18 protein-coding genes and 1 riboswitch are annotated in these 19440 nt (G+C 69.7%); of the genes, 3 read left to right on the top strand and 15 right to left on the bottom strand.

Translation table 11 applies throughout. The features are described 5' to 3' along the window. Positions 1-6 precede the first annotated feature (6 nt). From ACICHK_RS12425 to ACICHK_RS12445, 5 genes are all read right to left on the bottom strand, one after another. A complete protein-coding gene (locus ACICHK_RS12425; RefSeq protein WP_406836934.1) occupies positions 7-1242 on the bottom strand; it encodes a hypothetical protein in 1236 nt (411 codons plus the stop codon). Between the two features lie 66 nt (positions 1243-1308). Beyond that, positions 1309-2331: an NlpC/P60 family protein gene (locus ACICHK_RS12430; protein WP_406836935.1), complete on the bottom strand. Its 1023-nt coding sequence runs from the start codon at positions 2329-2331 to the stop codon at positions 1309-1311. Positions 2332-2572: 241 nt separating this feature from the next. Next, entirely contained in the window at positions 2573-3607 is a 1035-nt protein-coding gene (locus ACICHK_RS12435; protein ID WP_151469682.1) for a C40 family peptidase, read from the bottom strand. A 390-nt stretch (positions 3608-3997) separates the two neighbouring features. Then, complete coding sequence (locus ACICHK_RS12440) at positions 3998-5347, bottom strand: NYN domain-containing protein (protein ID WP_406836936.1); 1350 nt, start codon at positions 5345-5347, stop codon at positions 3998-4000. Between the two features lie 36 nt (positions 5348-5383). Beyond that, positions 5384-5623, bottom strand: coding sequence for a hypothetical protein (locus tag ACICHK_RS12445; protein WP_037624014.1), 240 nt, complete (start codon positions 5621-5623; stop codon positions 5384-5386). Positions 5624-5776: 153 nt separating this feature from the next. On the opposite strand from ACICHK_RS12445, the gene ACICHK_RS12450 reads away from it, so the two are divergent. Next, positions 5777-6532, top strand: a complete 756-nt coding sequence (locus tag ACICHK_RS12450; protein WP_406836937.1) for a rhomboid family intramembrane serine protease — start codon at positions 5777-5779, stop codon at positions 6530-6532. A 43-nt stretch (positions 6533-6575) separates the two neighbouring features. After that, complete coding sequence (locus tag ACICHK_RS12455) at positions 6576-6857, top strand: Lrp/AsnC family transcriptional regulator (protein WP_151469679.1); 282 nt, start codon at positions 6576-6578, stop codon at positions 6855-6857. Positions 6858-6896: 39 nt separating this feature from the next. On the opposite strand, the gene ACICHK_RS12460 is transcribed toward ACICHK_RS12455, so the two are convergent. The 6 genes from ACICHK_RS12460 to ACICHK_RS12485 all read right to left on the bottom strand — a co-directional run bounded on the left by ACICHK_RS12460 (position 6897) and on the right by ACICHK_RS12485 (position 14086). Continuing rightward, positions 6897-8258, bottom strand: coding sequence for an aminotransferase class V-fold PLP-dependent enzyme (locus ACICHK_RS12460; protein WP_406836938.1), 1362 nt, complete (start codon positions 8256-8258; stop codon positions 6897-6899). A 187-nt stretch (positions 8259-8445) separates the two neighbouring features. Continuing rightward, a riboswitch (SAM riboswitch) is annotated at positions 8446-8562 on the bottom strand. Positions 8563-8647: 85 nt separating this feature from the next. Further along, on the bottom strand, positions 8648-9712 hold the full coding sequence (trpD, locus tag ACICHK_RS12465) for an anthranilate phosphoribosyltransferase (RefSeq protein WP_406836939.1): 1065 nt from the start codon (positions 9710-9712) through the stop codon (positions 8648-8650). A gap of 169 nt (positions 9713-9881) precedes the next feature. Continuing rightward, positions 9882-11522: a cytochrome bc complex cytochrome b subunit gene (locus ACICHK_RS12470; RefSeq protein ID WP_406836940.1), complete on the bottom strand. Its 1641-nt coding sequence runs from the start codon at positions 11520-11522 to the stop codon at positions 9882-9884. After that, complete coding sequence (locus ACICHK_RS12475; protein ID WP_406836941.1) at positions 11519-12595, bottom strand: Rieske 2Fe-2S domain-containing protein; 1077 nt, start codon at positions 12593-12595, stop codon at positions 11519-11521. The genes ACICHK_RS12470 and ACICHK_RS12475 overlap by 4 nt, the downstream gene beginning before the upstream one ends. Next, complete coding sequence (locus ACICHK_RS12480; protein ID WP_151469674.1) at positions 12592-13401, bottom strand: c-type cytochrome; 810 nt, start codon at positions 13399-13401, stop codon at positions 12592-12594. Before ACICHK_RS12480 ends, ACICHK_RS12475 begins: the two co-directional genes overlap by 4 nt. Before the next feature lie 64 nt (positions 13402-13465). Then, a complete protein-coding gene (locus tag ACICHK_RS12485; RefSeq protein ID WP_103552077.1) occupies positions 13466-14086 on the bottom strand; it encodes a heme-copper oxidase subunit III in 621 nt (206 codons plus the stop codon). Positions 14087-14288: 202 nt separating this feature from the next. On the opposite strand from ACICHK_RS12485, the gene ACICHK_RS12490 reads away from it, so the two are divergent. Next, a complete protein-coding gene (locus tag ACICHK_RS12490; protein WP_151469673.1) occupies positions 14289-14690 on the top strand; it encodes a hypothetical protein in 402 nt (133 codons plus the stop codon). 29 nt (positions 14691-14719) lie between these two features. On the opposite strand, the gene ACICHK_RS12495 is transcribed toward ACICHK_RS12490, so the two are convergent. The 4 genes from ACICHK_RS12495 to coxB all read right to left on the bottom strand — a co-directional run bounded on the left by ACICHK_RS12495 (position 14720) and on the right by coxB (position 19212). Further along, entirely contained in the window at positions 14720-15988 is a 1269-nt protein-coding gene (locus ACICHK_RS12495) for an Ig-like domain-containing protein (protein ID WP_406836942.1), read from the bottom strand. A 130-nt stretch (positions 15989-16118) separates the two neighbouring features. Next, on the bottom strand, positions 16119-16517 hold the full coding sequence (locus ACICHK_RS12500) for a cytochrome c oxidase subunit 4 (RefSeq protein WP_103554809.1): 399 nt from the start codon (positions 16515-16517) through the stop codon (positions 16119-16121). Further along, the gene (gene ctaD / locus ACICHK_RS12505; RefSeq protein ID WP_151469671.1) at positions 16514-18250 is read right to left on the bottom strand and encodes a cytochrome c oxidase subunit I; all 1737 of its coding nucleotides are present in this window, start codon (positions 18248-18250) and stop codon (positions 16514-16516) included. Before ctaD ends, ACICHK_RS12500 begins: the two co-directional genes overlap by 4 nt. Continuing rightward, positions 18247-19212, bottom strand: a complete 966-nt coding sequence (gene coxB, locus ACICHK_RS12510; RefSeq protein WP_406836943.1) for a cytochrome c oxidase subunit II — start codon at positions 19210-19212, stop codon at positions 18247-18249. The genes ctaD and coxB overlap by 4 nt, the downstream gene beginning before the upstream one ends. Positions 19213-19440: the final 228 nt, after the last annotated feature.

Here is a 19440-nt window from a genome sequence, read left to right on the forward strand (position 1 = left end):
GGCGCGTCAGCCGAGTTGGCCCCTGAGGTACTGCTGCCACAGCCGGGTGAAGTCCTCCGGCGTCGTGCGCAGCACGTCCCGCAGCGCGTCCTCGACCGCCCCCGCGCGCTCCCCGTGGTCGCCCACCGCCCGGTAGAAGTCGTTCAGCCTGACCTCGCCCCAGTGGTCCGCGATCAGCCGGCAGGCCATCCAGCCGCCCTCGTAGGCCCGCGCCAGCGCGCCCGCGTCCGCGGTGAACCCGAAGTCCCCGTCGTCGGGCAGGGCGGCCGGGACGTGCCCCTCGGCCACCGCCCGCTCCAGTTCCGGCGCGACCTGACCGGGCGTCCGCCCGCTGCCGCGGTAGCCGGTCCAGTCCGCGTACCCCTCGGAGAGCCACAGCGGGGTGGCGGCGGTGGTGCGGGCGCGGGTGGCGACGTGCGTGGTCTCGTGGGTGAGCACGACCTGCTTGCCGAGGTCGCCGAGGACGCCGTACGCGTCCGGGTTGACGATGATGCGGTCCGCGGGCGCCTTCGCCGGACCTCCCCCGGTCTTCGGCCGGGGGGATCCCCGTCCCGCTCCGCCCACCTCGCCGATGGTGACCGCCGCGATCCCCCGGTAGCCCGACGCCGGAGCCCCGAGCAGCCCCGCCATCCCCTCCAGCGACTTCGGCACGAGGACGACGACGCGCCGCGACCAGTCCGCGCCCCAGGCCTCCGACACGGCCGGAACGGCACGGTCCGCGAGATCCGCGAAGGAGCGCAGCCGCTCGCCGGACTGCCCGACCCCGAGGACGAGGCTGCTCCGGCCCCGTACGGCCGTCACGGTCCCCTCGTCCCACAGCTGCTCGCCGCCCTCGCCGGCCGGCCTGTCGGAGGTGACGCGCCAGGTTCCGCCGGTACGGGTCAGTCCGAGGGTGCGGTCCGCCTCGACCGGCGCGGCGTCGTAGCCCTCGATGCGGTAGCGCAGCTCGGCACGGGCGGTGGCGCGGTCGCCGGAGCGGCTCAGGCCGGACAGGCGGTAGGACCAGGACGCCAGCGGCACGTCCCGCAGGTTCGCGAGGCCCTCTCCGGCGCCGGCCGCCGCGCCGGTGGCCCGGAACGCGGTCTCGTCCCGGTCCAGGACCGCGGCCGCCCGCCGGTCGAGAACCCGCTGCACATCGGCCGACGCGGTGTCGGGAGCCGGCCGGCCGCCGCAGCCGACGAGCCCGGCGAGCAGCAGCACCACGGAGAGCCCCGCCCGCGACGCACCCCTTCGACCAGCCATCCTCCCGATCGTACGGTGCCCGGGCCCGGCCGCACCCGGCCCGTCCGGCGCCGGCCCCGCGCCCCGTCAGACCCGGGTGACCGACGAGATCGGCATCATCCCGACCGGGTCGTAGCGGACCGGGGCGCCCGGGTAGGGCGCGTGGATCACCTGGCCGCCGCCCACGTACATCCCGACGTGGCTGGCGTCGGACCGGTAGGTGACCAGGTCGCCGGGCCGCGCCTCGGAGAGCGGGATCCGCCGTCCGGCGAACCGCTGGGCCTGCGAGGTGCGCGGCAGACCGACCCCGGCGTGCGCGTAGGACCACTGCATGAGGCCCGAACAGTCGAAGCCGCCGGGTCCGTTGGCGCCCCACACATAGGGACGGCCGATCGCCGAGCGGGCCGCGGCGACGGCGGCGGCCGCGCGCGACGAGGACGCGACGGAGTCGCCGAGACCGGCCAGGCCGGTGCGGACCGAGCGCGACGCCCGGTCGTAGGCGGCGCGGTCGGCGTACGGCAGCGAGTCGAGCAGCCGCTTCGCCCTGGCCAGTTTGTCCTCGATGACCCGCTTGTTCCGGGCGACCGCCGTACGGCTGCGCTCCAGTTCGGCGAGCTTCCCGTGGGCCTCCTCGCGTTTCTGGGCGAGTTCGCGCAGGGCGAGCCGGAGGTCCTTGAGCTCTCCGGCCTGACGGGTGCCGATCCGGTCGAGCACGGAGGCCTTGTCGAGGTAGTCGTCCGGGTCGGCGGAGAAGAGCAGCGCGAGGGAGGGGTCGAGGCCGCCCGAGCGGTACTGCGCCCCGGCGAGCGAACCCAGCGCGTCCCGCATGGTGTTGACCCGGTCCTGCTGCCGGGCGATCTCGTCCTGCGCCGCGCCGAGCTGCTCGCGCAGCGCGTCACCGCGCTCGTCGGCCTCGTCGTACGCCTCGGTTGCCCTCTCCGCCTGGGTGTAGAGGCGGTCCACCTCGGCCCGGGTGTCGTCCTGCGGCGCCGCGGAGGCGGGCAGGGTGCCGAGTGCGGCGACCGCCGCGGACATCACGCAGGCGGCGACGCCGAAGGCGCCGGCGCTCCGGTCGGAGCCGGTCGGTGCAAGGCGGCGATGGAACCCCACGGGTGGCCGCACTCCCTTCCGCTGACGGACCCCCGCCCGTCGGGGGAACGCGCCAGACAGTAACCGCGCGACCACGCACCGGCCAAAGGCCCCGGCGGGCACGCACAGTGACGCCCCGCCGGAGACGCAGGTCACCGACGGGGCGTGGGGTCAGCGCGAGTTGCCGCGATTCGCCCGTTCGGACGGAGCGGCAGGGGGCGCTCCGGGCGGCGCGGGACGGGTCCCGGTCCGCCCGCGCGGATCAGATCCGGACGCCGAACTGGAAGGGCATGTTGCCGATCGACTCGTAGCGGACGACCGTGCCGGTGCGCGGGGCGTGCAGCACCTGGCCGTTGCCCGCGTAGAGGCCGACGTGGTGCTGGTCGCCGTAGAAGATGACCAGGTCACCGACCTGCAGATCGCTCTGCGAGTAGATGCGGGTGCCCGCGTTGGCCTGGGCCTGCGAGGTACGGGGTATGGTCACGCCGGCCTGGGCGTAGGCCCAGGAGGTGAGGCCCGAGCAGTCGAACGAGCTGGGGCCGGTGGCGCCGTAGACGTACGGCGTGCCGAGCTTGGTCTTGGCGGCGGCGAAGGCGGCGCCGGCGCGGCCCGAGGCGGGCGGGGTGTCGCCGAGGTCGACGCGCTCGCTGGCGCGGGTCGCCCGCTCCTGCTCCTCGGAGGCGAGCTTCGCCCGCTCCTGCGCGGTCAGGGAGTTCAGGAGCTTCTGCGCGGAGCCCAGCTTGGCCTGGACTTCCTTCTTCTTCTTGGCGAGCTCGGCCCGGGTGTCGGCGAGGTCCTTGAGCTTCGCGGAGGCCTCGGCACGCTGCTGGGCGAGCGAACGCTGCTTCTCCTGGACCTTCTTGAGCGACTCGATCTGCTGGGCGCTCAGCTGGTCCATGGCCGAGGCCTTGTCCAGGAAGTCGTCCGGGTCCGAGGAGAGGAAGAGCGCCACGGAGGGGTCGATGCCACCGGTGCGGTACTGGGCGCTCGCCATCGAACCGAGGCCGTCGCGCAGCTCGTTGAGCTCCTCCTGGCCGCGGGCGACGTTGTCCTGGAGAGCGCTGATCTGCTTCTGCAGCTTCTGCTGCTTCTCCTTGGCGCCGTCGAGCTTCTCGGTCGCCTGCTCGGCCTCTTCGTAGAGCTTGTCGACCTTGGTCTTGACCTCGTCCTTGTTGGGCTTCTCGGACGGGGCCGCGTTGGCGGCGTTGGCGCTCAGCACGACGGCTGCTGCGGCGGCGGTGGTGAGCACGGTCACACGGGCGCGGCTCGGCTGCTTGGGTCGACGGTGGGACGCCACGAAGGCGAGCTCCTTCTTCCTCCAGCCGCCTGCCGAAAACGCCGACGGGCGGTGCCCCTCCACCGTCACTCCCCATGAGTGATCACCCGAGTTAGAGGTTCGAGCCCAGACCCTAGTGACCCACTTGTGATCAGTTCAAATCCAAACCTGAAAATTCTTTGTCACGGAGCGCATTCTTTGCCATCAACTCACCTGCAGTGATGTCCGCTTGACGCTACGTCGCGTGAAATTCCGGCGAATCCGGGCATCAGAGCCAGAAGTTATGCATGGTGCGTAGGCGGCCCATGCGACTTATGGAACCGATCGCCGACCACACAGAAATCAACAGTCGGCCGCACGGAACCCGATCCCCGAACCGGTGCGAAAGGGGCGAAAGATGGAAAAGAACGCTCAGCCGCGCGAGAAGCGCTTGAGGAGCACCGCGGACGCCACCGGCCGGGCGCCCGCCTCGGCGATCCCGTCGGCCACCTCGCGGTCGGTCGAGACGACGATGACCGGCCGGCCGGGCGGTTCGGCCCGCACCAGCTGACGGATCAGCTCGTCCGCCGTGACACCGGGCTTGGAGAACAGCACCCGCACCCCGCGCGGCGGCGCGAGCAGCACCGGCGCGGCCAGTTCCGCCCCGTCGAAGACACAGGTGACCTCGGCGCCGGTCTGCGCGGCCAGCTGCGAGAGCTGCCCGAGCAGCCGCAGCCGCTGCTTCTCCAGCGGCATCTGGGGATAGCCGGTCTTGGTGACGTTGTAGCCGTCGACGACCAGATGCGCCTGGGGCAGCGCGAGCAACTGGTCCAGGATCGCGGGGTCGTTCTCGGACAGCGCGCGGGTGGCGATGTCCTTCGGGGTCATCCGCCCCGGCTCGACCGCCTCCACCGTCTCGGCGGGCCGCACGGAGACGGGGGGCAACGCCAGCTCCCGGCGCAGCCCCTGGGCCGCCTCCAGCACCGTGTCGAGCAGCAGCCGCACCCGCATGTCCTCGACGCTGCGCCCCTCGCGGGCCGCCTTGCGGGTGGCCTCCAGAGCGGCCTCGGCCTCCGCGAGGCGCGCCTTGAGCCGCCGCGTCTCGCTCTCGGCCGCGGACACCTGGGCCTGGCCCTCCGCCTTCACCCCGTCCGTCTCGGCCTGGAGCTTGCGCAGGGCCGCCTCACCGCGCTTGACGTCGCTGAGGGCCCCGCGCAGCTTGCGGTGAAGCGATTCCGCTTCCTTGCGGGCCGATTCCAGCTCCGTGCGCAGCCGTTCGGTCTCGGCCCGCGTCTGCCCGCGGGCCTCCGCGAGTTCCGTGCGCAGCCGCTCCAGCTCGGCACGGCTCTCCTCGTCGGCGCGCTCGGCGTCCGCCCGCACGGCCTCCTCGCCCGCGGCGGCCACCAGCTTCACCCAGCCCGCGGGACGCAGCACATAGGCCGCGGCCGCCACGTCCAGCGGATCCGCGGCCGGGGGCGGCGCGCCCGAGTCGAGAGCGCCGGTGAGCTCCGGCTGGGCCTCTCTGAGCTTCTCGGCGATGCGCTGTCTGAACAGCGGGTCCGTCTCCAGCGCGGCGGCCATCGCGTTGCCGGCGAACTTGGCGCGCCGATTCGGGGCGAACCGGGCGTACTGCCTCAACTGGGCGGGTAGTTCGGTCAGCGTCAGTCCGCCGAAGCCGTCCGAGACGATCTGCACGACGCGTCTGCGCACGCCGTCGGGCAGCGGACGGTCGAGCACCTCGGCGGTGCCGTCGTCCGGCTCCCCGCCCGCGGTCTCCACCATCCGTTCACCCCAACCATCCGTACGGGGCCCGCTCCGTCAGGAGCCGGCGCCCGGCCTGTCCACGAGTTCGACCTGATCCACCGCGTTGCACCAACGGCACCGCACCGACTCGATGGTCTCACTGACCACCTCGCGCTCCTCGACCTTGGGCTCACCGGCCAGGTCGAGGTGCACGTACTCGACGACCTTCGACGAGCGGGTCACGTCGAAACGCGTGAGGTTGCCGCAGAGAGTGCAGCGCCAGCGGGTCTTGGCGTCGGGCAGGGGAACTGTCATAGGGCAGCCGCTTTCCTTCTAGTGTCCGTCCGATGCCGGTCTTCCGGCGCGTCTGGCTCGTAACCCTACGGCCTGGCGGGTACTCGACGCTCGGGTGTCCACGGCGGCGAGGCGATCTGTGCGCATCGATGTGGTTACGTCATGCTCTGCACCATGATCGGCAATTGGAGTGCTGCGGTCGGCAGGGCGGTGCGGGGTCGGTCGGCGCCGGTGACGTACGGGCTGATCGTCCTGTGCTGTCTGATCTTCGTGATCGGTCCCGCCTCGGGCCTGGATCCCGCGTACGGCACCGGGGACGAGCTGCTGGTCGCCCAGCGGGCGTACTTCCGCCGCTGGGGCGTGGTGCCGGCCGACCTGTTCGGCGGGGCGCCGGGCGAGGCGCTCACCCCCGCCACCGCCCTGTTCATCCACGGCAGCTGGCTCCACCTCCTGGGCAACATGCTCTTCTTCTACGTCTTCGGGCTGATGGCCGAGGAGCGCATGGGCCATCTGGAGTTCGCCCTCTTCTACCTCGGCTGCGGATACCTGGCCCTGCTCGGCTACGCGGCCGCCAACGCCACCGCGCAGCAGTCCCTGGTCGGAGCCTCCGGGGCGATCTCCGCGGTGCTGGGCGCGTTCCTGTACCTGTTCCCCAGGGCCCGGGTGACCAGTCTCTTCCCGTTCCTCTTCTTCCTGCCGCTGCGGTTCCCGGCGTGGGTGGTGCTGCCGTTCTGGTTCGCCCTGCAGTGGCTGGCGGCGGGCCGCAGCAGCCCGGGCCCCGGGGTCGCCTACCTGGCCCACCTCGTGGGCTTCTCCCTGGGTTTCGTCTACGCGTGGGCGCGGTTCCGCCGGCGCCCGGCCGCCGCGCCCCCCGCGGGGCTGTTTCCGCGGCCCCCGGTGGAGCGGCCGGGTCCGGCGGACCGCGAGTAGGGTGAGATCCCCCAGCAGCGGCCCCCTAGGGAGAGAACCAGCCGTGATCACCGCGATCGTCCTCATCAAGACCAGCGTGGACCGGATCCCCGAGATCGCCGAGTCGATCGCGTCCCTGGAGAGCGTCAGCGAGGTCTTCTCCGTCACCGGCACCTACGACCTGATCGCCATGGTCCGGGTCCAGGCCCACGACGACCTGGCGGACGTCATCCCCGGCAGGATCAGCAAGATCCCGGGCGTCGAGGCGACGGACACGCACGTGGCGTTCCGTACGTACTCCCAGCACGACCTGGAGGCGGCGTTCGCGATCGGCCTCGACAACTGACCGACGCGGCGCCGCCTCCGGGCGGAGCTTTCACGGGCGTCAGACCGCCGGGACGCAGCGGCCGTCCTCGGTGCGGTACTGCCAGCGCGCGCCGTCGCTGACGAGCTCGCGCACCGCGCGGACGAAGCGCTCGACGTGCTCGTCGGGGGTGCCGGCGCCGAAGCTGACGCGGATGGCGTTGAGGGACTTCTCGCCCGGGGCCGCCTCGGGGGCGCCGCACTCCCCCTGGACCTCGGGGGCGCTGCCGAGCAGCGTGCGGACCAGCGGGTGGGCGCAGAAGAGGCCGTCGCGCACCCCGATGCCGTACTCGGCGGAGAGCGCGGCCGCGAAGTGCGAGCTGTTCCAGCCCTCGACGACGAAGGAGATGACGCCGACCCTCGGGGCGTCGTCGCCGAAGAGGGACAGGACCCGGACCTCGGGGATCTCGGCGAGGCCCGCGCGGACGGTGCGGATCAGGTGCTGCTCACGGGCGACGAGACGGTCGAAGCCCTCCTCGGCGAGCGCCTTGCAGGCCGACGCGATCGAGTAGGCGCCGATGACGTTCGGCGAGCCGGCCTCGTGCCGGGCGGCGCTGTCGTGCCACTCCACGTCCACACCGCCGTCCTCGCGCCGGGCGACCCGGCGGCTGGCGCCGCCGCCCGCGAGGTACGGCTCGGCCGCGCGCAGCCAGTCGGAGCGGCCCGCGAGGACGCCGGAGCCGAAGGGCGCGTACAGCTTGTGCCCGGAGAAGGCGACCCAGTCGACGTCGAGGTCCTGGACCGACACCGGGTGGTGCGGGGCGAGCTGCGCGGCGTCGAGGACGATGCGGGCTCCGTGGGCGTGCGCGGCAGCGGCCAGCTCCCGCACCGGCCACAGCTCGCCGGTGACGTTCGAGGCACCGGTGACGCAGACCAGGGCCGGTCCGTGGGGGTCCCGGGCGGCGAGGGCGCGCTCCAGGGTGTCGACGGCCTCGCCCGGGGTGCGCGGGGCGTTCAGGTAGGTCACCCGGGCGTCGCGCCAGGGCAGCAGCGAGGCGTGGTGCTCGGTCTCGAAGACGAAGACCTGGCAGCCGGCCGGGAGGGCCGCGGCGAGCAGGTTGAGCGAGTCGGTGGTGGAGCGGGTGAAGACCACCTGGTCGCCGGCGCGGCAGTCGAGGAACTCCTCGACGGTCCTGCGGGCGTTCTCGAAGAGGTCGGTGGACAGCTGCGAGAGGTAGCCGGCCCCCCGGTGGACGCTGCCGTAGTACGGCGCGTACGCGGCCACGTCGTCCCACACCCGCTGGAGGGCGGGCGCGCTGGCGGCGTAGTCGAGGGCCGCGTAGGTCACCTCGCCGCCGGTGACGAGCGGAACGGTGACGTCCCGGCCCAGGACCGGCAGGGGGGCACAGACGGACGAGTCGGCGGCAACGGTGGAGACAGACATGGCGAACTCCTGTGAGAAGCAGGCGGGATCACCGCGCGGCCGGCCGCCGGAAGGCGGGGCACGGCGCGGGAAAAAGTGAAAAGGGTGTGCGGAGGCGGGGCTCGGCGCCCTAACGCATTCGCTTGCTCACAGAAGGCTCCCTCGAACGACCAGGACCCCTGGTTGCGTCCGCCCGGAGGGCGGGAGGGGTCCGCGCTTGCCGTAGGCCTCGCTGCCTACGACCTGGTCTTCACCCGGGGCACCCCGCCACGGACGGAGGGTTGCCGGACAGCCGGCCGGGGCCTGATGGCTGTCACTCATGACCTGGTACAGCATCTTGCCAGAGGATCTCCCGCGCGCAAGGCGCAGTCCGGATCCTGGACTGCGCCTTGCGCGGGATCCCGCGTGGATCAGGCGTTGCTGGCGGCCACCCAGCGGTCCAGGGTGCGCCTCGCGGCCCCGGAGTCGATCGACTCGGCCGCCCGCTCCATCTGGTCGCGGAGCTGGCCGGCGAGCGGCGCGCCGGTCGGCGTGAGGGCCACCAGGGCCGCCGCCGAGTTCAGCAGGACCGCGTCCCGCACGGGCCCCTTCTCGCCGTCCAGCAGGCGCCGGGCGACCTCCGCGTTGTACGAGGCGTCGGCGCCGCGCAGGGCCTCCACCGGGACGGTGTCGAGCCCGACGTCGCGCGGGTCGAAGTACTCCTCGGTGACCGAGCCGTCGCGGACCACCCAGACGTGGGAGCCGGCCGTGGTGGTCAGCTCGTCGAGGCCGTCGTCGCCGCGGAAGACCAGCGAGGAGTTGCCGCGCTCGGCGAACACGCCCGCCACGATCGGCGCCATGCGGGGGTCGGCGACGCCGACCGCCTGGGCCTTCACCCGCGCCGGGTTGGTCAGCGGTCCGAGCACGTTGAAGGTGGTCCGGATGCCCAACTGACCGCGCGCCGCCGCGACATGACGCAGCGCCGGGTGGAACTTGACCGCGAAGCAGAAGGTGATCCCGGCCTCCTCGGCCACCTCGGCCACCCGCTTCACCGGCAGTTGGAGATTGACGCCGAGCTTCTCCAGGACGTCCGACGACCCGGAGGCCGAGGACGCGGCCCGGTTGCCGTGCTTGACCACCTTGGCGCCGGTGCCGGCCACCACGATCGAGGACATCGTGGAGATGTTGACGGTCTTCGCGCCGTCGCCGCCCGTCCCGACGATGTCGACGGTGTGTCCGGGCACCTCGATCACGTTGGCGTGCTCGTACATCGCCCGGACGAGTCCGGTGATCTCCTGGACGGTCTCGCCCTTGGCCCGCAGCGCCACCACGAACCCGGCGATCTGGGCGTCGGTCGCCTCGCCGCGCATGATGCGGTCCATCGCCCAGGCCGTGTCGTCCGCGCTCTGGTCGTGGCCCTCGAGCAGGCCGTTCAGTACCGCGGGCCAGGAACGGCCCGCCGCGGTGTCGCCTCCAGCGGGGTTCACAGCGCTCATGGTCGCTCCTGGGTTCGTAGGTCACGCGGTCGCGGGTGACACGGTCGTGGGTGGCACGGGGTGGATCACCCCGCGGCACCGGGTGAGTCCACCCTATCCAGCCCGGGACACGGCAAAGAGCCCCGTCCATGTCATGGACGGGGCTCCTGCCGTGGCGAACAGCCGGGGATCAGTGGTGGCCGTGGCCGCTCGTGATCTCCTTGTACTCCTCGATGGTGGGCTTGGGGATCTGGCCCTCCTCGCCGTAGAAGCCCTCGCTCATCTTGGCGCGCAGCTTCTGCGCGCCCGAGACCTTGCGCTCGACACCGTTCTCGTCGACCGTCGGGCCGATCTCGACCGGCTTGTACTGCTCGTGCGCGGTGAGCGTGTGCAGCGCGTCCTGGCTGAGCGGCTCGTGGACCTCGATGAACTCACCGTGCGGCAGGCGCTTGATGATGCCCGACTCGCGGCCGTGCAGCACCTTGTCCCGGTCCCGGCGCTGGAGGCCGAGGCAGATCCGCTTGGTGGCGAGGAAGGTGAGCACCGGCACGACGAAGAACGCGATGCGCACGAACCAGGTGATCGAGTTGATCGACAGGTGGAAGTGCGTGGCCCAGAGGTCGTTGCCGCCACCGACGAGCAGGACGAAGTACCAGCTGATCCAGGCGGCACCGAACGCGGTCCGGGTCGGGACGTTGCGCGGGCGGTCCAGGATGTGGTGCTCGCGCTTGTCGCCGGTGACCCAGGACTCGATGAACGGGTAGACCGCGATCGCGACCAGGACCAGCGGGAAGATGACCAGCGGGATGAACACGCCCAGGACGAGCGTGTGGCCCCAGAGGTTGATCTCCCAGCCCGGCATGACACGGATCAGGCCCTCGGAGAAGCCCATGTACCAGTCGGGCTGGGCGCCGGTGGACACCTGGTCCGGACGGTAGGGGCCCAGGGCCCAGATCGGGTTGATCGAGGCGATCGCCGCGATGGCCGCGATGACACCGAAGACCAGGAAGAAGAAGCCTCCGGCCTTGGCCATGTAGACCGGCAGCAGCGGCATGCCGACGACGTTGTTGTTCGTCTTGCCGGGGCCCGCGAACTGCGTGTGCTTGTGGTAGAAGACCAGGATCAGGTGGCCGACGACCAGGCCGAGCATGATGCCCGGCAGCAGCAGCACGTGCACCGAGTAGAAGCGGGCCACGAAGTCGCCGCCCGGGAACTCGCCGCCGAACAGGAAGAACGACAGGTACGTGCCCACGATCGGCACGGACAGGATCGCGCCCTCCATGAAGCGGACACCGGTGCCGGAGAGCAGGTCGTCCGGGAGCGAGTAACCGGTGAAGCCGGTGAACATGCCGAGGACGAACAGCAGGAATCCGAAGACCCAGTTGACCTCACGCGGCTTGCGGAACGCACCCGTGAAGAACACGCGCATCATGTGCACGAACATGCCGGCGAGGAAGATCAGCGCGGCCCAGTGGTGGATCTGACGGATCAGCAGACCACCGCGCACATCGAAGGAGATGTGCATGGTCGAGTTGAACGCCTCGGACATCAGCTGGCCCTGCAGCGGGACGTAGCTGCCGTGGTACTCCACCTCGTTCATCGACGGGTGGAAGAACAGGGTCAGGTACACACCCGTGAGGATGATGATGATGAAGCTGTAGAGGCAGACCTCACCCAGCATGAACGACCAGTGGTCGGGGAAGATCTTGCGCATGTTGGACTTGGCCAGGGAGTAGATCCCGAGACGGCCGTCGGCCCAGTCTGCGACCCGCTCACCGGCGGGCGCCTTCTCGCGCGAGGGGCGCGAGTCGGAGGTGGTGGTAGTGCTCATCCGCGCTCCCAGAATGCAGGACCGACGGGCTCCTTGAAGTCACTGAGCGCCTCGAGGTAGCCCTCAGCGTTCACGCCGATCTGCAGCTGCGGCAGGGCGTGACCGGCCGGGCCGAAGATGACCCGGGCACCGTCGGAGAGGTCGAAGGTGGACTGGTGGCACGGGCACAGCGCGTGGTGCGTCTGCTGCTCGTACAGGGAGATCGGGCAGCCGACGTGGGTGCAGATCTTCGAGTACGCCACGATGCCCTGGTAGGACCACTCGAGTTCCTGCTTGTCCTTGATGTCCTCCGGCTGGAGCCGGATGATCATCAGGGCCGCCTTGGCGATCTCCTTCTGGAAGTCCTCGTCGTGCTCCTCCAGGCCCTCGGGCTTGACGAAGGTGAGCGAACCGACGGCCACGTCCGAGGGACGCAGCGGCTCGTTCGTGTTCATGTTGACGAGGAGCTTGCCCTTGGACCACAGCGTGTGGCGCAGCTTCGTGCCGGGCAGCGGGCCGAGGTCGCGCAGCAGCACGACGCCGGAGAGCGGGAACAGGGCCAGCGCGCCGAACATCGTGTTGCGGATCAGCTTGCGGCGGCCGAGCGCGGACTCCTTGGCGCCGTCCTTGAAGTCGGCCAGGACCTTGGCCTTGACCTCGGGCGAGGCCTCGATCGGGTGACGCTCGTCGGCGATCTCCACGTCGGACATCAGGGTGCGGGCCCAGTGGACCGCGCCCGCGCCGATCGAGAACAGCGCCACGCCGAGGGTCATGCCCAGCGCGAAGTTCAGTGCGCTGATGTGCCCGAGCGGGAAGATGTAGACCGACTTGTCGTTCGGGATCGCCACGTACGAGGCGATGAAGCCGACGGTGGCCACCATCGATAGCACGAACAGCATGGCGACCAGGCGCTCGGACCGCTTGGCGGCCCGCTCGTCGATGTCCTGGATGCGGTGCTCGTGGGGCGGCAGCCCCGGGTCCGCGAACGGGTTCTGCTCGTCCGCGACGGCTACCGGACCGTGACCGTGACCGGCGTGGTCGTCGGAGGCCCGCTCAGCGGGCACGTTCTCTTCTGGAATGTCTTGGCTACTCATGACTTCTTGGCCTTTGCGGTCCGAGCGGCGACCCAGACGGCGACGGCGACCAGGGTTCCGAGACCGAAGATCCAGCCGAACAGACCCTCGCTGACCGGCCCGAGGCCGCCCAGCTCGAGACCGCCGGGGCTCTCGGTGTCGTCACCGTTGACCGCGTCGAGGTACGCGATGATGTCCTGCTTGTTCTTCTCCGTCAGCGTGGTGTCGGGGAAGGACGGCATGTTCTGCGGGCCCGTCTGCATGGCCTCGTAGATGTGCTTCGGGTCGACACCCTCCAGGCTCGGCGCGAACTTGCCGTGCGTCAGCGCGCCGCCCTTGCCGGTGAAGTTGTGGCACTGGGCGCAGTTGGTACGGAAGAGTTCACCGCCCTTGGCGATGTCCGCGCCCTCGGGGCTGACCTGGTTCTTGGTCGGGATCGCGGGGCCGGCGCCGAGCGAGGCGATGTAGGCCGCCAGCTGGTCGATCTCGGCCTGCGTGTAGATCACCTTCTTGCGCGGGATCTGAGCGCCCGGCTGCTGGGCCGGCATACGGCCGGTGCCGACCTGGAAGTCGACCGCGGCGGCGCCCACACCCACCAGGCTCGGCCCGTCGGAGCTGCCCTGACCGCCGGTTCCGTGGCAGCTTGCGCAGCCCACGGAGTACAGCTTCTGCCCCTCGGTGATACCGAGGGACTGGGAGGTTTCATCGGCCTGCGCCTTGCCCGCGGGTGCGAACGCGGCGTACAGCCCCCCGGTGGCCGCCAGCGCGAGGAGTAGGACGACGACCGCCGCCAGCGGATGGCGTCGTCGTGCGGAGAGCTTTTTCACGGATTACCCCGGTGTCAGGATCTTCTGCGTCGGTGCTTCTGGATGTTTCGGGCGGTGGGCCCGATTACTTGATCAGGTAGATCGTGGCGAAGAGGCCGATCCAGACGACATCGACGAAGTGCCAGTAGTAGGACACGACGATGGCGGCGGTCGCCTGCTCGTGGGTGAACCTCCGAGCCGCGTAGGTGCGACCGAGGACCAGCAGGAAGGCGATGAGGCCGCCTGTCACATGCAGTCCGTGGAAGCCGGTGGTCAGGTAGAACACCGAGCCGTACGGGTCGGAGGAGAGCGAGAGCCCGTCCTTCGTGACCAGTTCGGTGTATTCGAAGACCTGACCGCCGATGAAGATCGCACCCATGACGAAGGTGACGATGAACCACATCCGGAGCTTCTTCACGTCCCCGCGCTCGGCGGCGAACACGCCGAGCTGGCAGGTCAGGGAGGAGAGCACCAGGATGGTGGTGTTCGTCGCCGAGAACGGAAGGTTCAGGCTGGACGCCATTTCCTTCCAGTGATCCGGCCCGGTCACCGATCGCAGGGTGAAGTACATCGCGAAGAGGGCCGCGAAGAACATCAGCTCGGAACTCAACCAGATGATGGTTCCGACGCTGACGAGGTTCGGCCGATTGACCGACGGGTGCGCGTGCCCGGTTTCTACTGTCGTTGCTGTCGCCACGACCGACATTATGTCGGTCGCTTATCCCGCCCTCACGCCGGGGGGTGCCGTTCGGGGTGTTGACCGGGTGTGTCCAGCCCGTATGGACCATCGAAGCCGTGTCCGAACCGGTGTTGACGAGGTGTTCAAGGGAGTAGCATCCGCGCATCGGGCGGGGACGATCAGCCCGATGCGCATGATGTCCGTACGACGCTGACGTCTCGGAGGAAGAATGCAGCCGACCGCCACGGTGCTGGTCTACAGCGACGACTCCAACACCCGCGCACAGGTGCGGCTCGCCACCGGGCGCAGGCCCGCCCCGGACGTTCCCCTCGTCGAGTTCATCGAGTGCGCGACGCCGGCCGCCGTCATCAGGGAACTCGACAAGGGCGGCATCGACGTCTGCGTGCTGGACGGCGAGGCGGTGCCGATGGGCGGCATGGGGGTGTGCCGGCAGATCAAGGACGAGATCTTCGACTGCCCGCCCGCGCTGGTGCTCATCGGGCGGCCGCAGGACGCCTGGCTGGCCACCTGGAGCCGCGCGGACGCCGCGGTGACCCTGCCGGTCGACCCGGTGGAGTTCGCCGCCTCACTGGCCTCCCTGCTGCGCCGCAGGAACCTTCTGAGCGCCTGAGGAACCCGCGCCCCTCGCGGGGCGCGGTCTCAGGCGCTCTCGGGGCGCAGCCTGGCGCGCTGGGCCGGGTTCGGCAGGTCCGGGGACCCGGCCACCAGCGCGCTGCCCTCGCGCCAGTCCTTCCAGTCCACGTTCCAGTCGCCGAAGCCGTTGCCGAACGCGTCCATGGTCTTGCCGTCGGAGTTGACGACCTTGACTATGTCGCCCTCGTTGAACGTGTTGAAGAACCACTCGGCGTTCTCGGTGCTCATCCCGGTGCAGCCGTGGCTGACGTTGGCGTACCCCTGGGAGCCGGTCGACCAGGGCGCGGCGTGGACGTACTCACCGCTCCAGGTGACCCGGGTCGCGTAGCGCACCTCCAGGTCGTAGGAGTCCGAACTGCCCTCGGCGATGCCGATGCTGGTACCGCGCATCCGTACGAGGGCCTCCTTGCCGAGCACCACCTTGACGCCGTTGCGGGTGTCGAAACCGGGCTTGCCCGTGGTGACGGGGATCTGCTTGATGTCCTGGCCGTTGCGGTAGACCTTCATGGAGTGGGTGGCGGCGTCGGTCAGGGCGATCAGGCTGTCGCCCGTGGTGATCTTCACGGGCTTGGCGTCGCCGCCCCACAGGCGGTCGCCGATCCTGACTCCGGCGAGGTTGCTGTGGGCCGTGAGGGTGGCGTGGGCGGGCCAGTACTCCTTGGGGCGGTAGTGCAGCGTCTTGTCGTCCACCCAGTGCCAGGCACCGTCCACCGCGGGGGTGGAGTCGACCCTGAGGGCACGCTCGACGATCGCGCGGGCCGCCTTGTCCTTGACGGGGTCGCTGAGTTCGGCGGTCACGGGCTGGCCGACGCCGTACCTGCCCGCCTTGGGGCCGAATTCGACGGTCAGCAGCTTCTTCGTCTTCGGCGTGCTGGTGTCGAAGCCGACGACCTTGCGGCCGGGGGCGCCGTCCTCGTCCTCGGTGCTCACGCGCACCGTGTAGTGGGCTCCCGCGGCGAGGGGCGAGGTGCTGTGCCAGCGGCTGCCGTCGGCGGCCAGTTCGCCCGCGACGTAGCGCCCCGAGGCATCCGTGGCGGTCACGTCGGTGATGCGCCCGTCACCCTCGGAGGTGATTTCCAGGGGCTTGTCGGGGTCGACCTTGGTCTGCTTCTTGCTGTCCTCGGCCAGGCCCTTGAACGAGATCTGTCCCGCCGCGTCGTACGGCTTCGCCGAGAGCGGGTGGTCGTCGGAGCCGCAGGCGGCGGCGCCGGCGCCGAGGGCGACCACCAGCGCGGTGCAGCTGACGACCGTGCGGATGCGCGGTGAGTGCTTCATGAGTCCACGCTATGAACGTCCGTCAAGCACGGCGCGCCGGGTGAGCCGAGCGAGGGACACAAGTCATGGCGAACGAGGGAGCCCGGACTCTCCTGACGGAGTGTCCGGGCTCCCGTGTGTTCAGCGCGTGCTACTGGGTGCGGTTCTCACCGTGGTAGTACTCGAAGACCCAGCCCCACAGGCCGAGCATGATGATGGGGGCCGAGAAGTACAGCAGCCACCAGCCGAAGACGACGCCCATGAAGGCGAGCGCGCCACCGACGCCGAGCGCGAGCGGCTGCCAGCTGTGCGGGCTGAAGAAGCCCACCTCGCCGGCCTCGTCCGCGACGTCGGCCTCCTTGTCGTCCTGCGCCATGGCGTCGACCCGCCGGGCCGTGAAGGCCAGGTAGTAGCCGATCATCATGCTCAGGCCGAAGCCCATGAAGAGGGCCGTGGTGCCGGCCGGCTCCTTGGACCAGACGCCGTAGACGACCCCCATGATGAGGATGAACAGCGCCAGCCAGATGAACATCTTGCCTTGGACCTTCACTTGCCGGCCTCCTTTCCACCAGCAGGAAGGGCCGACGAACCGTGACCGGCGTTCTCGAGCTGGTCGAGAGCGGCGATCTCCGGGTGGTGCAGGTCGAAGGCCGGGGATTCACTGCGGATCCGCGGCAGGGTGAGGAAGTTGTGCCGCGGCGGCGGGCAGGAGGTCGCCCACTCCAGCGAACGGCCGTAGCCCCACGGGTCGTCGACCTCGACCTTCTTGCCGTACTTGGCCGTCTTCCACACGTTGTAGAGGAACGGCAGGATCGACAGGCCGAGCAGGAACGAGGAGATCGTCGAGACCGTGTTCAGCGTGGTGAAGCCGTCGGCCGCGAGGTAGTCCGCGTACCGGCGGGGCATGCCCTCGGCACCCAGCCAGTGCTGCACCAGGAACGTGCCGTGGAAGCCCACGAACAGGGTCCAGAAGGTGATCTTGCCGAGACGCTCGTCGAGCATCTTGCCGGTCATCTTCGGCCACCAGAAGTGGAAGCCGGAGAACATCGCGAACACCACGGTGCCGAAGACCACGTAGTGGAAGTGCGCCACCACGAAGTAGGAGTCGGAGACGTGGAAGTCCATCGGCGGGGAGGCCAGGATGACGCCGGTCAGACCACCGAAGGTGAAGGTGATGAGGAAGCCGACGGCCCAGAGCATCGGTGTCTCGAAGGACAGCGAGCCCTTCCACATCGTTCCGATCCAGTTGAAGAACTTCACGCCGGTCGGTACGGCGATGAGGAACGTCATGAAGGAGAAGAACGGGAGCAGCACGCCACCGGTGACGTACATGTGGTGCGCCCACACCGTCACGGACAGACCCGCGATCGCGATGGTCGCGCCGATCAGGCCCATGTAGCCGAACATCGGCTTGCGGGAGAAGACCGGGATGACCTCGGAGATGATGCCGAAGAACGGCAGCGCGATGATGTACACCTCTGGATGGCCGAAGAACCAGAAGAGGTGTTGCCAGAGCAAGGCTCCGCCGTTGGCCGCGTCGAACACGTGCGCACCGAATTTACGGTCCGCCTCCAGGGCGAACAGCGCCGCCGCGAGGACGGGGAAGGCCAGCAGCACCAGAACCGCGGTGAGCAGCACGTTCCACACGAAGATCGGCATGCGGAACATCGTCATGCCCGGAGCGCGCATGCAGATGATCGTGGTGATGAAGTTGACCGCGCCGAGGATCGTGCCGAAGCCGGAGAAGGCCAGACCCATGATCCACATGTCGGCGCCGATGCCCGGTGAGCGGACCGCGTCGGACAGCGGGCTGTAGGCGAACCAGCCGAAGTCGGCCGCACCCTGCGGGGTGAGGAAGCCGCCGACCGCGATCGTCGAGCCGAAGAGGTACAGCCAGTAGGCGAACATGTTCAGCCGCGGGAACGCCACGTCGGGCGCGCCGATCTGCAGCGGCATGATCCAGTTCGTGAAACCGGCGAACAGCGGCGTCGCGAACATCAGCAGCATGATCGTGCCGTGCATCGTGAACGCCTGGTTGAACTGCTCGTTCGACATGATCTGCAGTCCGGGACGTGCCAGTTCGGCACGCATGAGCAGCGCCATGACGCCGCCGACCAGGAAGAACGCGAACGACGTCACCAGATAGAGCGTGCCGATCGTCTTGTGGTCGGTGGTGGTGAGCCACTTGACCACGACGCTGCCGGGCTGCTTGCGCCGCACCGGCAGCTCGTTCTCGTACGAGTCTTCGGCGGCGGCACCCTGGGGTTCGTTGAGGATGCTCACAGGTTGTTCGTCTCCCGGTTCTTCTCGTGGCCCGTCTGCTCAATGCCGGCCGGGACGTAACCGGTCTGTCCCTTCGCCGCGAGCTCCTTGAGGTGGGCCTCGTAGCGCTCGGGAGAGACGACCTTCACGTTGAAGAGCATCCGGGAGTGGTCGACGCCGCACAGCTCGGCGCACTTGCCCAGGAAGGTGCCCTCACGGTTGGGGGTCACCTGGAAGGAGTTGGTGTGTCCCGGGATGACGTCCTGCTTCATGAGGAACGGCACCACCCAGAAGGAGTGGATGACGTCACGCGAAGTGAGGACGAAACGGACCGTCTTGCCCTTGGGGAGCCAGAGGGTCGGACCCGGGTTGCCCGTCTGCGGGTTCTTCGTGGCGGGCGTGCCGACGTCGTAGACACCGCCGGCGTTCGCCGGGAAGTCCTTCTTGAACCGGTCCGGAATGGCGGCCAGGTTCGGGGCGGTCTTGGCGTCCCCGCTGGAACCGGGGACCTCCTCGATGTAGTTGAAGCCCCAGCTCCACTGGAAGCCGACCACGTTGACCGTGACGTCGGGCTTCGGGCTGAGGCTGAGGAGCTTCGTCTCGTCGCGTGCCGTGAAGTAGAAGAGCACCGAGACGATGATGAGCGGAACCACCGTGTACAGCGCCTCGATGGGCATGTTGTACCGGGTCTGCGGAGGAACTTCGACCTTGGTCCGGCTACGCCGGTGGAAGATGACGCTCCACAGGATCAGGCCCCAGACCAGCACGCCCGTGGCGAGCGCGGCCGCCCACGAGCCCTGCCAGAGGGAGAGGATCCGCGGAGCCTGCTCCGTGACCGGGGTGGGCATACCAAGGCGGGGGAAGTCTTCCCAGTTGTACGAGCAACCAGTGGCTGTCGCCAGGACCAGGCCCGCAGTCATTGCCTGCAGCAGCTTCCGCCGCATCGGGCGCCGCGGCGAGCGGTCGGAGCCGTTGGGACTCACGTAGCGCCTTCCCGAGAGTCTCGCCCGCGCTGTTGGCTGCGGCCTTCTCGCTGGTCGGTCGCCGCCCTGCGTCGGGCAGGGGTTTGGATGTTTATGCGGACCAAACCCTACTGGACGCTATTTGGGGTCGCGCGGGGAGGGTGCCCAACGCGCCGCCCGACTCCCCGAAGGAGTGCTGTTTCGCCTGCGAGACCCCCTCAGAGTACCTGGAATGCCCCGGTCCGGATG

Origin of the sequence: Streptomyces sp. AHU1 (genome assembly GCF_045343905.1) — a bacterium.
GTDB lineage: Bacteria > Actinomycetota > Actinomycetes > Streptomycetales > Streptomycetaceae > Streptomyces > Streptomyces triticiradicis.